This window comes from Vibrio sp. 1580 (assembly GCF_033340055.1).
Window position 1 is genome coordinate 125,203 of the sequence record NZ_JAWOVT010000007.1, and the last position, 15,320, is coordinate 140,522.

15 protein-coding genes, 1 riboswitch and 1 other annotated feature are annotated in these 15,320 nt (G+C 44.1%); of the genes, 4 read left to right on the forward strand and 11 right to left on the reverse strand.

Features of this window, described 5'->3' with window-relative positions; all coding sequences use genetic code 11:
- Positions 1–6: 6 nt before the first annotated feature.
- The 6 genes from hisH to tet(35) form a co-directional block, all read right to left on the reverse strand.
- Positions 7–621: an imidazole glycerol phosphate synthase subunit HisH gene (hisH, locus tag R7093_RS13135; RefSeq protein ID WP_017821716.1), complete on the reverse strand. Its 615-nt coding sequence runs from the start codon at positions 619–621 to the stop codon at positions 7–9.
- Between the two features lie 26 nt (positions 622–647).
- The gene (hisB, locus tag R7093_RS13140) at positions 648–1,721 is read right to left on the reverse strand and encodes a bifunctional histidinol-phosphatase/imidazoleglycerol-phosphate dehydratase HisB (RefSeq protein WP_005389832.1); all 1,074 of its coding nucleotides are present in this window, start codon (positions 1,719–1,721) and stop codon (positions 648–650) included.
- Between the two features lie 69 nt (positions 1,722–1,790).
- Positions 1,791–2,831: a histidinol-phosphate transaminase gene (hisC, locus tag R7093_RS13145; RefSeq protein ID WP_047100772.1), complete on the reverse strand. Its 1,041-nt coding sequence runs from the start codon at positions 2,829–2,831 to the stop codon at positions 1,791–1,793.
- An 18-nt stretch (positions 2,832–2,849) separates the two neighbouring features.
- Positions 2,850–4,142 carry a histidinol dehydrogenase gene (gene hisD / locus R7093_RS13150; RefSeq protein WP_033905089.1) on the reverse strand — a complete coding sequence of 431 codons (1,293 nt, stop codon included), beginning with the start codon at positions 4,140–4,142 and terminating at the stop codon, positions 2,850–2,852.
- Positions 4,143–4,147: 5 nt separating this feature from the next.
- On the reverse strand, positions 4,148–5,044 hold the full coding sequence (gene hisG, locus R7093_RS13155) for an ATP phosphoribosyltransferase (RefSeq protein WP_005378180.1): 897 nt from the start codon (positions 5,042–5,044) through the stop codon (positions 4,148–4,150).
- Positions 5,045–5,097: 53 nt separating this feature from the next.
- Positions 5,098–5,235: a sequence feature (His leader region), on the reverse strand.
- Between the two features lie 180 nt (positions 5,236–5,415).
- Positions 5,416–7,017, reverse strand: a complete 1,602-nt coding sequence (gene tet(35), locus R7093_RS13160; protein ID WP_005378182.1) for a tetracycline efflux Na+/H+ antiporter family transporter Tet(35) — start codon at positions 7,015–7,017, stop codon at positions 5,416–5,418.
- A gap of 109 nt (positions 7,018–7,126) precedes the next feature.
- Positions 7,127–7,309, reverse strand: a riboswitch (Lysine riboswitch).
- Positions 7,310–7,891: 582 nt separating this feature from the next.
- Between tet(35) and R7093_RS13165 the strand changes: the two genes are divergently transcribed.
- Positions 7,892–8,299: an H-NS family nucleoid-associated regulatory protein gene (locus tag R7093_RS13165; RefSeq protein ID WP_005378185.1), complete on the forward strand. Its 408-nt coding sequence runs from the start codon at positions 7,892–7,894 to the stop codon at positions 8,297–8,299.
- A gap of 128 nt (positions 8,300–8,427) precedes the next feature.
- On the opposite strand, the gene R7093_RS13170 is transcribed toward R7093_RS13165, so the two are convergent.
- The gene (locus R7093_RS13170; protein ID WP_005378187.1) at positions 8,428–9,732 is read right to left on the reverse strand and encodes an inosine/guanosine kinase; all 1,305 of its coding nucleotides are present in this window, start codon (positions 9,730–9,732) and stop codon (positions 8,428–8,430) included.
- Between the two features lie 117 nt (positions 9,733–9,849).
- Complete coding sequence (locus R7093_RS13175; RefSeq protein WP_318146687.1) at positions 9,850–10,119, reverse strand: hypothetical protein; 270 nt, start codon at positions 10,117–10,119, stop codon at positions 9,850–9,852.
- A 188-nt stretch (positions 10,120–10,307) separates the two neighbouring features.
- Between R7093_RS13175 and mnmA the strand changes: the two genes are divergently transcribed.
- The 3 genes from mnmA to purB all read left to right on the forward strand — a co-directional run bounded on the left by mnmA (position 10,308) and on the right by purB (position 13,584).
- Positions 10,308–11,432: a tRNA 2-thiouridine(34) synthase MnmA gene (gene mnmA / locus R7093_RS13180; RefSeq protein WP_005378192.1), complete on the forward strand. Its 1,125-nt coding sequence runs from the start codon at positions 10,308–10,310 to the stop codon at positions 11,430–11,432.
- 10 nt (positions 11,433–11,442) lie between these two features.
- Positions 11,443–12,060, forward strand: a complete 618-nt coding sequence (gene hflD, locus R7093_RS13185; protein WP_005378194.1) for a high frequency lysogenization protein HflD — start codon at positions 11,443–11,445, stop codon at positions 12,058–12,060.
- 153 nt (positions 12,061–12,213) lie between these two features.
- Complete coding sequence (purB, locus tag R7093_RS13190) at positions 12,214–13,584, forward strand: adenylosuccinate lyase (RefSeq protein WP_005378198.1); 1,371 nt, start codon at positions 12,214–12,216, stop codon at positions 13,582–13,584.
- Positions 13,585–13,716: 132 nt separating this feature from the next.
- Here purB and R7093_RS13195 read toward each other — a convergent pair whose 3' ends face one another.
- From R7093_RS13195 to R7093_RS13205, 3 genes are read right to left on the reverse strand one after another with little or no spacing between them, the layout of a single operon-like run.
- A complete protein-coding gene (locus R7093_RS13195) occupies positions 13,717–14,250 on the reverse strand; it encodes a DUF3833 domain-containing protein (protein WP_104975218.1) in 534 nt (177 codons plus the stop codon).
- On the reverse strand, positions 14,250–14,843 hold the full coding sequence (locus R7093_RS13200) for a chalcone isomerase family protein (RefSeq protein WP_047100778.1): 594 nt from the start codon (positions 14,841–14,843) through the stop codon (positions 14,250–14,252). Before R7093_RS13200 ends, R7093_RS13195 begins: the two co-directional genes overlap by 1 nt.
- Complete coding sequence (locus R7093_RS13205; RefSeq protein WP_047100780.1) at positions 14,803–15,315, reverse strand: DUF2878 domain-containing protein; 513 nt, start codon at positions 15,313–15,315, stop codon at positions 14,803–14,805. The genes R7093_RS13200 and R7093_RS13205 overlap by 41 nt, the downstream gene beginning before the upstream one ends.
- Positions 15,316–15,320 lie beyond the last annotated feature (5 nt).

Below are 15,320 nucleotides of genomic sequence, written 5' to 3' on the forward strand. Positions count from 1 at the left end.
TCCCTTTTATAATTCTAAGAAGTTTTGAATAAGCTTCGCGCCCGCTTTTGAAGAACGCTCAGGGTGGAATTGCACGCCGTAATAGTTACCGCTTTGTACTGCTGCTGTGAACGGGTTGCCGTATTCACATTCCGCAATCGTGTAATCCCCAACAGGCATCGCAAAGCTGTGCACGAAGTAGAAATACTCTCCTTCTTCAATATCTTTGAAAAGTGGATTACCTGCTTTTGCAGAGACCGTGTTCCACCCCATATGCGGCAACGGCAAATCGCCAGTTTGTAGTAGCTTCACTTCGCCATCACAAAGTCCAAGACACTCAACTAACTCGTCGGCTTTCTGCCCTTTCTCTTGAGACACTTTGCCCAACAGTTGCATGCCTAAACAGATACCTAGTAATGGCTTTTCTACCTGTTTTACCAAGCTGATCAGATCGCGCTCTTCTAGGTTCTTCATCGCTTCGCTGGCGGTTCCCACACCCGGTAGGAATAGCTTATCTGCGGATAATACGACTTGCGGATCTTTTGAAATCGTTACGTCATAGCCTAGGCGTTCAATGGCAAACTTCACCGAAGAAACGTTGGCACAGCCAGTATCGATAATGACAACTTTCTGTTCTGTCACTGTTTTTCTCCTTGCTAACGTTAGCCTTAAAGCACGCCTTTACTACTTGGTAGCTCAGTGCCTTCTACTTTGATTGCTTGGCGTAACGTACGACCAAACGCTTTAAATAGACTTTCAATGATGTGGTGATCATTGTTGCCCGCAGAAGAAAGGTGCAACGTACATGCTAATGTGTCAGTCAGAGAGCGGAAGAAGTGAACTACCATCTCTGTTGAAAGATCACCCACTTGCTCACGGCTGAATTGCGCGTCGAACTTAAGGTAAGGACGACCTGATAGGTCTAGTGCGCATTGCGCCAAACACTCATCCATTGGCAAACTAAAGCCAAAGCGACCAATACCACGCTTGTCACCCAGTGCTTCTTTCAACGCTTGACCCAACGCAAGAGCGGTATCTTCTACTGTGTGGTGATCATCAATGTGCAGGTCACCTTCCACTTTGCACACCATTTGGAATCCACCGTGCGTCGCAATTTGATCCAGCATGTGGTCAAAAAAGCCAAGACCTGTAGAAATATCGTTACCGCCTTGCTCGTCAAGGTTAACGAATACTTTAATGTCTGTTTCTTTTGTGGTTCGAACGACTTCAGCAACACGCGCCTTCACTGTGAGATCTTTTAGGATCTGTTTCCAGCCCATGGTTTCTGGGTTGTATTGAATACCACGAATTGCCATATTTTCTGCAAGTTGAAGATCGGTTTGACGATCGCCAATCACAACAGAGTTTTGGAAATCCACTTTGCCACCTTGAAGGTACTCTTTTACCAAGCCCAATTTAGGCTTACGGCAAGAGCAGTTGTCTTCATCAAAGTGAGGACAAATCAGTACGTCATCGAACTTCACACCTTGAGACTCAAAGATCTCCATCATCATGTTGTGTGGCGCATCAAAGTCTGCTTGTGGGTAGCTGTCGGTACCTAAACCATCTTGGTTCGTTACCATCACTAGGCGGTATCCTGCATCCTGCAACGACAACAGGCTTGGGATAACAAATGGTTCCAGTTTTAGTTTATCTAAACGGTCTACTTGAAAATCAATCGGCGGCTCGACAATTAAGGTGCCATCACGATCAATAAAAAGGATTTTTTGTTGTTTGCTCACTCGAACTTCCTTATTGCTATTCTTTTGGCGCTCCCGCTATTGAGCGAGAGCGATAAATTCTGTCTCTATTTATGCGTAGTAGTTTCTGATAAATCCAAGCGTTTTTTCGCACTCGTCACGGTTACCCACACTGATACGCACACAGTTTTCAATTGGCGAGTTACGCAAAATAATGCCCGTATCCCAAGCCGCTTTGAAAAGGTCATCGCCATCTGGGAATTTCACCAATAGGTAGTTCCCCCACCCTTCAAACACTTCCAAACCCGGAATCATTGAAAGGCCAACTTGCAAGTAAGCACGGTTTGCATTCAAATCGAGAACTTGAAACTTCGCTCGTGCTAAACCAGCTTCCGAAAGCGCCTGAGTCGCAATTTCTGCCACTGGAACTGGGACTGGGTAAGGTGCGATAACTTTAAGAAGTACATTAATAAGCTCTTCGTTCGCAAGCGTAAATCCACAACGCAGACCTGCAAGCGCAAAAGCTTTCGACAGAGTACGCAGAATCGCAAGATTCGGGTATTGCGCCAGTAGGTCTACCGTTGACGCTTCTGGACAAAAATCGATGTACGCTTCATCCATCACCACGATTGCACGGTCTTTTGTCATCTCAAGCAGAGACACAATGTCCTCACGCTTAACCAAGTTACCCGTTGGGTTGTTTGGCGAACATACAAAAACCAGTTTCACGTTATCCAGATTAGTTTCGATGCCTGCAAGGTCTAGTTGCCAATCTGACGTTAGCGGCACGGTTTTGCGCTCTACACCGATGGTTTCTGCACTGATGGCGTACATACCGTAAGTTGGTGGGCAGTAAAGAATCGCATCTTCACCCGGCTCACAGAATGCACGAATTAATAACTCAATACCTTCGTCTGCGCCGCGAGAAGTCAGTGTTTGTTCTGGTTTCACACCCGCATACGCTGCGTAAGCGGAAATCAGTTCTTTCGGTTGGCATTCGCTGTAACGATTAAGACGAGCAAAGTCTGTTTTGTATTCATTGTTAAATGGTGATTCGTTGGCATTTAGCCATACGTCACCCGTACCACCGATTCGGCGAGCCGACATATAAGGGGTAAGCTGTTGGACTTGTTTACGCGCTAGCTTTTCCATCTCATTACTCTCTTATTCTTACTTACTTGCTAATTTTTCTACGCGGATAGTAACAGCACGTTTGTGAGCGTCCAGACCTTCCGCTTCAGCCATCGTGACTACCGTTGGTGCAAGGTTCTTTAAACCATCAGCAGAAAGCTCCTGAACCGTCATTCGTTTAGAGAAATCCGCCAAACCTAAGCTTGAATAAGTACGTGTGTAACCGTAAGTAGGAAGGACGTGGTTAGTCCCCGATGCGTAATCTCCCGCAGATTCAGGCGACCAATCCCCAAGGAAGATAGAGCCTGCATTATCAAGTAGAGGTAGAAGCTCACGAGGGTTCTTAGTCTGAACAATCAAGTGCTCAGGACCGTAGTAATTGGAAATAGAAACTGACTGCGTCATCGACTCGGAAATAATGATCAAGCTTGATGCCAGAGCCTTTTCTGCGATGTCTGCACGAGATAGCTCCTTAAGCTGACGTTGAACCGCATCCGTCACTTGATCAGCAATCACAGGAGAAGGAGTCACCAATACCACTTGAGAATCAGGACCGTGTTCTGCTTGGCTCAAAAGATCCGCAGCGATAAAGTCTGCATCTGCGGTTTCATCGGCAATCACAAGAACTTCTGATGGCCCTGCTGGCATATCAATCGCAGCACCGCGGAAATCATTGCTAACCTGTCGTTTTGCTTCGGTCACGTAAGCATTGCCCGGACCAAAGATCTTATCTACTTTCGATACAGTCTCGGTGCCATAAGCCATTGCAGCAACTGCTTGGCCACCACCGACGTTGTACACTTCATCAATGCCACACAGCTTCGCGACATAAAGGATCTCATCAGCGATTGGCGGTGGAGAACAAAGAACGACTTTACGACAACCTGCAATTTTTGCAGGAACGCCGAGCATCAAAACAGTCGATGGCAAAGGCGCACTGCCACCAGGAATGTACAAACCCACTTTTTGAATTGGACGTGTTACTTGTTCACAAAGAACACCTGGCTGCGTTTCCACCTTGATCGGTTGCGGCTTTTGCGCTTTGTGGAACTTAGAAATATTGGCGTAAGCTTGCTCTAGTGCGCTCTTCATTGACTCTGACAAACGCTCTGACGCTGCCTTAATTTCCTGAGAAGAAACACGAATGGATTCAGGCTTAACACGGTCAAACTTTTCTGTCAGCTCAATAAGAGCAGAGTCACCTTCTTCTCGAACTTTAGCAATAACTTCGGCCACAGCAGTGGTGATATTGGCACCTTCTGCAATAGCAGGGCGCTCCAAAATAGAGTCTTGCTGATTCTCACTTAATGATTGCCAAACGACTGTTCTCATGATGCTTACTCCATCATTTTTTCAATTGGTAGAACGAGAATTGAACTTGCGCCCAACTCTTTCAGCTGTTCCATTGTTTCCCAGAATAGGTTTTCAGAACTCACTAAGTGAACAGCCATTTTCTGCTTATCTGCAGAAAGAGGAAGAACAGTTGGGTCTTCAGCACCTGGCAGTAGTGCTTTAATTTGATCTAACTTCTCTGCTGGGGCGTGAAGCATAATGTACTTAGATTCTTTCGCTTGCTGCACGCCTTGCATGCGAGTTAACAGCTTTTCGATTAGCGCCACTTTGTCTGCGTCGAACTCACCAGTGCGTTGAATCAATGTCGCTTTTGATTTGAAGATAATTTCAGCTTCTTTAAGGCCGTTCGCTTCCAGTGTTGCACCTGTAGAAACCAAATCAGCGATAGCATCAGCGAGACCCGCGCGAGGGGCAACTTCTACAGAGCCTGTCAGCATACATGTAGAGAATGGAACGCCGGCTTCATCCATGTACGCTTTTAGAAGTTGAGGATACGTTGTAGCAATACGCTTGCCAGCTAAGTCTTGTGGACCGTTGTACTCTTCGTCCTTGTCGATTGCGATAGATAAACGACAGCCACCAAAATCAAGTCGACGAAGCTGAACAAACTCGCAGGGTTCACCTAATGCTTTGCGGTCAAGGCGAACTTCTTCTAGTTCATTTTCGCCAATAAAGCCAAGGTCAACCACGCCATCCATAATTAAACCTGGGATGTCGTCGTCACGAACCAAGAGTAAATCAATTGGCATATTTTCAGAATGGACAACTAAACGCTCGCCCATTACGTTGAACTTTACGCCGCACTGTTTTAGTAGAGCTTGACTCTCTTTGCTAAGACGACCTTTTTTCTGAATTGCGATTCTTAAACGTTGTGTTTGCATTGCTTTGTCCCTATGCAAGATTTTGATATCTAAGTATTTTTCAAACTAATAAAACTAAAAAACCCTCGGGAGATTGAAGTCTCCCGAGGGTTTAAAATCTGCTTTTACTTTGATTTTACCTCCGGGAGTTTCCTGCCTCCCGGGTATGCGTACATCGCCCGAAAGACTAGATTGGGTGATGATGGTGATGAATGTTCATTACAAAATTACGCATACTTATTTCAAGGCTCTTCTCATTTGCTTTGTTACCAACCACACTAACCAAGCTGATTACTTTTTTCAACCCTTAATTTTAAAAAAATTCGAATTGTATAATACAAATAAAAAAGGAGGCCGAAGCCTCCTATAAATTTACTTTTTAAATCAGTGAATTACGCACTCTGGCAAGACGCTATTTTAGACTTTGAAAGCCATGACAAAATAGCGCAAACGATAACGAATGTTATCGACGCTGCAATGAACGAGAACGCTATTGAAGCAGTCATACCAAGGGCAATAAAGCCGACGCATGAAACAAGCGCGACTGATAATGCATAAGGTAGCTGTGTTGATACGTGATCAATGTGGTTACAACGTGCACCCGTCGATGACAAGATAGTCGTATCTGAGATTGGTGAACAATGGTCACCGAATACCGCACCAGCTAAAACCGCACTCAGCATCGGTAGCATTAGCGCTACGTCTGTTGCGCCAGCCATGTCTCCAGCGATTGGAAGCATGATGCCGAACGTACCCCATGAAGTACCTGTTGAGAACGCCATCAGGCCAGACAACAAGAATAGGATAACTGGGAGCCAATGAGGGTTGATATTGCCCTGCGCCATTGTCGAAAGGTAAGTACCAGTCTTCATATCACCGATAACAGAACCAATGGTCCAGGCAAATACTAAGATTAGAATCGCACCAAACATAGACTTAGCACCAATCCAAAGTGTACGTGCGATCTCAGCCATTGGTAGACCTTGCTTCACAACAGTAAACAGTGCAACTGCTAAGCCAAGCAAGCTACCGTAGATTAGTGATGTACCTACATCTGTATTTTCAAAAGCACCAAGAAGCGCAAACTCCTTACCATCAGCAGCCAATGCTTGGCCACCCGTGTAAAGCATTGAAGCGATAGTCGCGATAATCAGCGTCACGATAGGAAGTATCAAATCTGACACTTTACCCTTTTCACTTTCACGGATATCTAGCTCTTCGTTTAGGTCATGCGCTTCTTGCGAGTCATTTTCTTTGTCTTTATCAAAGCCACGACCTTGCGATGCAGAGATCTCATGCTCACGCATTTTACCAATATCAAGACCAAACCACGCAACAGCGAACACCATTAGCAGCGCAAAAACGGCGTAGAAGTTCATTGGAATAAGACGAACATATGCGCCAAGAGCCGAATACTCTGTGATCCCATGTGAGACTAAGATCCCGCCAATAATAGTAATAATGTAAGCACCCCAGCTAGAAGCAGGCATAATTACACACATTGGAGCAGCGGTTGAGTCTAGAATGTACGCAAGCTTAGCGCGAGACACATAAAAGCGATCGGTTACTGGGCGAGAGATCGCACCAACAGCAAGGCTATTAAAGTAATCATCGACAAAAATGAATACGCCTAAAAAGGCGGCAAGAAGTTTGGAGCCGCGTTTACTCTTCACTCGAGATTGTGCCCATTCAGCAAAAGCACGAGTACCGCCAGATAGCGTTAATAAAGCTGTTGTCATACCTAATAAGATTAGGAAACCAACAATGCTCATGTTCCAAGTGTTAATTCCGCCATCTTCAATAAAGACAGAAGAAACTTGAGAACTGACGTAACCTGCGGTGTCGCTGATAGACCAGCTATTAAGTAGCACCGCACCTAGCACGATACCTACACCCAAGGAAACTAATACACGTCGAGTCAAAATCGCCAAAGTCAAAGCGACAATAGGTGGCAATAATGAAACAGGAGAACTAGAAAAATCTATTAAATTCATGATCTTCAAAAACCAAAGTTTGGCTAGAGATCTACTGCAGACAAGTCACGTAGCATACGATACGTGCTCATGTTGAACTTAGCGACAGGGAAGCGAACACTCCACCCAACCCTACAGTAGCGCTCCATAGTTTAATGTGAATATATACTATGGCAGTGTTGTTCCTTTCAGATACAACCCCAGCAAGTAACTTTGATGAGTTACTTACTTCGGCAATCTTCGCCTTCCACTATTATTCATTGGCATCACCCCAATAATAGCTACTCTTCGAGACCGCGCCTCTACGGCAACAACAAACAATTAACCACTAACTGTACAAATTAACAACAAATTGTCTGCAATATTGCATCAGGTGGCAGCCATTGTACTTATGATGAGAGTCAATGCAACACATCAAACTAAATTAAACAAATAAATAATGACTGAGATAATTTATAAACCTTGCCTACTTCCATAAGTTTTGTGCAACTGAAATCACATCAATCATGTTATTTATGAAACATTATTACTACCTTAGAAATATCATGGTTTATCTTATATCAATAAATTAAGGATATATGACACAGCATTAAAGATGGATGCTTCATATTTTTAAGTAATAACTCAAATTTTTCTATAAAAAGCCAAGCTGTCACTCTCTCTATACAATAATGATTGTTGATTTTAGTTCTCATCTAATAATGATTTATTTCGAGTGTAATAATATTAATTGCTTTAAAAAATAGTCAAATTTAAACAAAATCTTGATTTAGCATTTGCACATAAGGAAAAGATAAAGTTAAATATAAGGACTCTTTGTTTATTTATAGATTGGCATTATTTAATCGTAACGATAAAAAGTGCCCAACACATTAACCTTTTAATAGGAATCGTTATGTCAGAGCTGACTAAAACCCTTCTAAATATCCGTAGCCTTCGTGCATTTTCTCGTGAGCTGACTCTAGAACAATTGGAAGAAGCTCTAGATAAACTCACTACTGTCGTAGATGAGCGTCGTGAAGCAGAAGAAGCAGAACGCGCAGCACAAGCAGAGCAAGAAGCTAAGCTTGCAGAGATTGCTGAGAAAATCGCTCAAGACGGTATTGACGTAGAAGCACTTATTACTGCGCTATCTGGCGAAACTAAGACGAAAGGCAAAGCGAAGCGCGCACCTCGCCCTGCTAAATACAAATACACAGATTCAAACGGTAATGAGAAAACTTGGACTGGCCAAGGTCGTACACCTTCGGCGATTCAAGAGCAACTTGATGCAGGTAAATCTCTGGATGAGTTCCTAATCTAGATCCGTGCTATTTTTTAAAAGGCTCCCATAGGGAGCCTTTTTTATTTAAACCATTACAAATAAAAAAGGCACATTTCTTAATGTGCCTTTTACTTTAGTTACAGAATAGTTAATTAAATCGCTTCGTATTAACGTTCCCAGTATGCTTCTTCTAGACTATCTTCTCGCTCAGGAAGTCCGCGCGACAATCGTGGTGAATGTTGCACGAGAACTTCGTAGCTCGCGCGGTTTGCGTATTTGCAGACTTGAGAAAAAGAAGAGTAAGTTAAATACTCGTTACTGTGCTTGCTTGAATTAGGCACATTTTCTTTATGGTATTTATTTGCTGCCATATCATGAAGAACAGCAGATAACGCGGCATCACCTGCGCCATTTGTATTCTTAATTTTTTCTGGGCCACCCATATATGGCGAGATATGCGAGTACACTTTTATTGGCGTCTCGCATGAGTCTTTTTTCGCCGGGCGACTAAATTCATAACGATTAAATTCAGCAATTGACCCTGGAAGCAATGGCAAAGAAGTTTCGCGCTTCGCGCTATCTTCCGTATACCCAGCCATAAATAGACCTACAGGACCCGCCGTGCACAATACTAGATCAGCCCACTCCAATGTTTTATCAGACGCAGCAAGTGGATCAGATTCCCCCGTCAGAGCTTCTGCTTCATCTTCATTCATCGCAACGACTGAAACGTTATCTCGAATGAATTCTTGCCAATATTTAGGGTCATCTTGAATAACAAACTTTGTGCCTAAAGTCAGAACAACAGGCACATCATTCTTTTTCGCGTACTCAATCGCTTTCATTGTTGCTTCCGGCATTGGGTCGCCGTCTTTGCAACGTACTAGATATGACGTCAGTACAAGTGCTGATGCATTTTTAAAGATTTTCTCTGGAATGCTATCAGGATGGAGTTGGTTCATTTGCCCTTCGCTGATAGCAAAAGTACGTTCACCGTCTTCTGTGATAAGAGCAAAACAACGGCCAATTGCACCATCTACACCTTGTAGGTAGTTCAAGTCCATGCGGCTTGATGTATTACAAAGATAACGGTAACCGTAGCTGCCAATCTTAATATCCTGGCTCATCACTCCAAGTAGTGTGGAGCGGTCATCAGCTAGCACGGAGTAGTTATGTAGCGTGTTACCAATTGTACCGCCCGCATACTCATTGGTAATCAAGTTCTCTTCTTTCAGTTGCTGGTATAACTCTTCTGCTCTTTCGTCATCGATAACCAAAGAGTGACCTTTACTCAGACCGTACTTTTCAATCACATCCGTTGTAACTTTTGCTTCAATATCAACCAAGGTTTGGTCAATACCAATGATGTGAGTGCGCGTCATCTTCTTGCTTTCTTGTGCTTGGCTCACCAGCGGGTCACGAGCATGAACAGGAAAATAGTGCTTCGATTTGCGTTGTCCAGGAAATTTCATATTGTCAGTCTGAGTAAGGGGATGAAAAGGAGAGCGGATTCTATACCGCTAATAATAAAGCAGCAATAAAAGCGATTATAGCAAACGTTTGCTGACTACTTTTTTCTTTTAGGTGGCTTATTCACCTTCCATAAAGCTGAGATCTGGTAGTTGCTCAAGGTGCTCGCTATAACGCTTTAGGTTGAACTCACCTTCATTCTTCATTACATCAAAAATCTCAATTGACATCGCACATGCCATCATCGCAACCGCATCTTCACGTGGTGTGCCAGTCATCATTAAACGCATAAGGGTTTCTTTTACTTTAAGCGGGTTGCCATCTTCGAGCTGATTTTCAACAATTTCAATCAACTCACTTTCTTGCATAAGTTGGTTTTCTTCTGTCATTTGGTGTTTCCTCTTGGATTTTGGCCAACTATGCCATATATACCTCTTCTATACTTGCGAAATTACTCGTTCGAATCTTTGTTGAAGAAAAATCCAGCGAAACGAATTGTGATTTCGATCTCGGATCTGTCACCGGTCTGTGGATTCTGATAGAATCTGCATCCCGTTTATTTAAGTGGTGTTTAGTAATGTCTGATAACAGCCAAAAGAAAGTCATCGTCGGTATGTCCGGCGGCGTTGATTCATCTGTTTCCGCGTATCTTCTAAAGCAGCAAGGCTACCAAGTAGAAGGCCTTTTCATGAAGAACTGGGAAGAAGATGACAACGAAGAATATTGTACAGCGGCAGAAGATCTTGCTGACGCTCAGGCAGTATGTGACAAGCTAGGCATCCACCTACACACTATCAACTTTGCTGCCGAATACTGGGATAACGTATTTGAGTACTTCCTTGCTGAATACAAAGCTGGCCGTACTCCGAACCCTGACATTCTTTGTAACAAAGAAATCAAGTTCAAAGCATTCCTAGAATTCGCTGATGAAGTACTTGATGCTGATTACATTGCAATGGGCCACTATGTGCGTCGCTCTTTCCCAGAAAATGGTGAAAAACCACAGATGCTGCGTGGTCTAGATGGCAACAAAGATCAAAGCTACTTCCTGTACACATTAAGCAACGAGCAAATCGCACGTAGCCTATTCCCTGTTGGTGACCTAGAGAAACCAGAAGTACGCCGCATTGCGGAAGAACAAGACCTAATTACTGCGAAGAAGAAAGATTCAACTGGTATTTGTTTCATCGGTGAACGCAAGTTTACGGAATTCCTGGGTCGCTACCTTCCAGCTCAGCCTGGTAATATCGAGACGCCAGAAGGCGAAGTGATTGGTCAACACCAAGGCCTGATGTACCACACGCTTGGTCAGCGTAAAGGTCTACACATTGGTGGCCGTAAAGGCGGCGGTGGTAACGAGGACCCATGGTTCGTTGGTGAGAAAGATCTAGAACGTAACGTTTTGATTGCCGTTCAAGGTAAAGACCATCCAATGTTGAAATCAGAAGGTCTACTTGCATCACAACTTCACTGGGTAGATCGTGAGCCAATTCGCGATGTTATGAAGTGCACAGTGAAAACTCGTTACCGTCAGGAAGATATTCCTTGTACAATCATCCCTATCGATGATGAAAACATTAAAGTTATCTTTGACGAGCCACAAATTGCTGTAACTCCAGGTCAATCAGCAGTGTTCTACAAAGGTGACGTGTGCCTAGGTGGCGGCATCATCGAGCAACGCATTAAATATTCTCAAGCTTAGGAGTCGTTACGTGGCGAATACACTTTATGACCGTACTATCGCTTTCGCTGGGATTTGCCAAGCTGTTGCTTTAGTTCAACAGGTAGCGAGAAACGGACATTGTGATCAAGATGCTTTTGAAACATCAATCAACGCTATTTTGAGCACGAACCCTGCTAACACAGTTGGCGTATTCGGTCGCGAAGCCGATCTAAAGCTCGGCCTAGAATGCTTGGTTAAAGGGATTGATAGCACACCATCAGGCAGTGAAATTACTCGTTACATTATTAGTTTAATGGCGTTAGAACGTAAGTTAAGCTCTCGTAACGATGCTATGTCTCAGCTTGGCGACCGTATTCAAATGGCCAAGCGTCAGTCAGAGCACTTTGAGCTACTAGACGATCAAATGATCAGCAATTTAGCGAGCATCTATCTGGATGTCGTTAGCCCTATTGGCCCACGCATTCAAGTAACGGGCACGCCATCTGTACTGCAGCAAACGGCAAGCCAACACAAAGTTCGTGCGCTGTTGTTATCTGGCATTCGTAGTGCAGTTCTTTGGCGTCAAGTTGGTGGTAAGCGTCGCCACCTAATCTTCGGGCGCAAGAAGATGGTAGAGCAAGCACAAATCCTTCTTGCTCGTCTGTAGTAAAATATCAAATAAGCAGCTCGCGTTTATCGCGAGCTCATTTTTTTCGACTAAAACAAATCTCGCGCAAACGTTTGCGCAATATTCGTGACAATTGCCACAGTTATTGGTATAAAGCTCACGAAATTTAGAAACCCAATTCAGGAGAACATCATGGAACTGTCAGCATTGACTGCTGTTTCACCAGTAGACGGCCGTTACGGAAGCAAGACAATTGCGTTACGCGAAATTTTCAGTGAATACGGTCTACTAAAGTACCGTACTATCGTTGAAATCCGCTGGCTACAAAAGCTTGCTGCTACTGCTGAAATTGCAGAAGTGCCAGCGTTTAGCGCAGAAGCAAACCAATTCCTAGACGACCTTGCTGCAAACTTCTCTGAAGAAGATGCACGCCGTATCAAAGAGATCGAGCGTACAACTAACCACGACGTAAAAGCGGTTGAGTACTTCCTAAAAGAGAAAGTAGCAGACGTTCCTGAACTGCACGCAGTAAACGAGTTCTTCCACTTCGCATGTACTTCTGAAGACATCAACAACACATCACACGCTCTAATGCTTAAAGAAGCGCGTGAGAACGTGATTCTTCCAGAAATCCGTAACCTAATCGACGCTATCAAAGCACTAGCAGTGGAATACCGCGACATTCCTCTTCTATCTCGTACACACGGTCAGCCTGCTTCTCCATCTACTATGGGTAAAGAAATGGCAAACGTGGCGTACCGTATGGAGCGTCAATTCAAGCAAATCGAAAACGTTGAGATCCTAGCGAAAATCAACGGTGCAGTAGGTAACTACAACGCACACCTTTCTGCTTACCCAGAGCTAGATTGGCACAAGTTCTCTGAAGAGTTCATCACAGAGTCTCTAGGCGTAACTTGGAACCCTTACACAACTCAAATCGAACCGCACGATTACATCGCTGAGCTGTTCGACGCTATCGCTCGTTTCAACACTATCCTGATTGACTTCGACCGTGACGTTTGGGGTTACATTGCACTAGGCCACTTCAAGCAAAAAACTATTGCTGGTGAGATCGGTTCTTCAACAATGCCTCACAAAGTTAACCCAATCGACTTTGAAAACTCAGAAGGTAACCTAGGTCTTGCGAACGCTGTATTCGGCCACCTAGCACAGAAACTGCCTATCTCTCGTTGGCAACGTGACCTAACTGACTCAACGGTTCTACGTAACCTTGGTGTTGGTGTTGGCTACGCTATCATCGCTTACACTTCTACGCTTAAAGGCATCAGCAAGCTAGAAGTAAACCGTGAAGCGCTTCTTGCTGAATTAGACAAGAACTGGGAAGTACTAGCTGAGCCAGTACAAACAGTTATGCGTCGTTACGGCATCGAGAAGCCATACGAGAAGCTGAAAGAGCTAACTCGTGGTAAGCGTGTAGACGGCGAAGCAATGCGTAACTTCATCGACGGTCTTGAGCTTCCTGAGCACGAGAAAGCACGTCTGAAAGAGATGACGCCAGCGAACTATATCGGTCAAGCAATCGAGCTGACAGATAAGCTGTAATCCTCCTGTAACGACCAGATACCTAAAAGGTTGACGCGAAAGCGTCAACCTTTTTAGTTAGGAGAGTTAGGTCGGGAGAAAATAATTTTAGTTATATGGCATGGATTATTAATTGAAGATCTTCCCCATTTGTTATGGCTGCTTTTGGAAGAACAAGGTTATTGTTCCTACTTCCACACCAAACTTTTTTATTTTCGTTAGATTGAAAACGTGTCTGTCATCCTGACGGTAAAGCCAATCATCAAAAGCAACCGTCACTGATGAATCCTCCATTTGTAGCTCAAAGTCATATTGCCACTGTAGCGCATTGCCCTGCTCTTCCCCTGTTGCTACACCTATAATATCGTCTGCCTTACCTTCATAACTACCGTCTTCTAATCTAGTGATAACCCAAATTCGCTGGTCCACCTCTCCGTCATCAAACGCGAAGTCTTCCACTAGCGTCAGCGTATCACCTTCTACAGTACCCACTATATCGACTTCAAAGCGACGGGTTTGCTGTTCGGTATAATCTTGCACCATCCCCCACGCCTTTATGTCGCCTTCGAAATAACCGAATACGTCAAAAGTCGGTGTAGAAGAGCGGTAATTATCAATGTCTGCGGAACATGCCGAAAGAAAAACAGCTGCCACTAAAGTCGCTGATTTAAAAATTCGTTTAAGCACTATCTAACCTGCCCTATCAATTGTTTTCGGAGTTTCGGAAATTCTGTGTTGGGTGATAACCATATAGCTAAAAATGCATCGTTCATTCGTTCGTCTTCAATGATGCCAATGTTCTTTACTTGCACGTCCCCAACCTGCTTATAAAAAAGCTGACCAGATTTTCCATCTGTTAGATAAGTAAGCTCGTCACCTTTTTGAATATCAGGAAACATACGATCGAGCTCGCTGATCCAAGCTTTTCGATATGAGTCAGTAAAACCCAATTTCGCCCACTGCTCATCCGTCACATCAAGCAGCTGTTGCTTACTGATGTCTCTCTTGTAATTAATTTCCAACGCAAGGGGATGTGGCGATACGTCATCGCTTACGATGAACTTTCCATCAGGCGCTTTTAATCTTGAGTGATAAATATCGAAGATGAACCAAGTAAGTTGGGCTTCTCCAACAGTTTTCCATCCCTTCCAATTCGCAATGTTGCTTGCGGCTTCGCTATTTCCAACAGGTTGAGCTTGCAGAGCAAAAGAACCAGTTACTATTACCAACGCAAGCAACCTAGTCAGTCTCTGAGTTAAAACTCTCTTCAAGCTTTTCATTTCCGTACACCTTGAGTATCAAGAGCATCATGACGCACCATTCGACAAACAACATTGCCAGTGTAGCGCCAGTGCTAAATCCAAATTCAACGGCTTGGAGCTTATAGCCAGCAAGGTAGCTCACTGTTCCTCCGAGTCCGCCTACTATTGATACGTAGGTTTTTGGGAAACGGTACAAAATTGACTTAAGTTGATAGGCATACCAAGAAAACAAAACCCACAAGCATAATAACCAGACTGGCAGCCATGGGGTTGGAAAGACAAAGACCGAGAGTTGTTGATTGAGCGTATCAAGCACGAGCCCGCTCGTGACGATCACACCAATACTTTTGAGCGAAGATGCGTCAGTTTTCAAACAATATAGTAGGGTTGCCAAAGTAAGGAATAACGTCACCCATTGCCATTGATAGGTTCCAAGCACCGCTGCAAACCAGCAGAGTTGGAACCATGTCGAAGCAAGAAACACCTTCATAACGA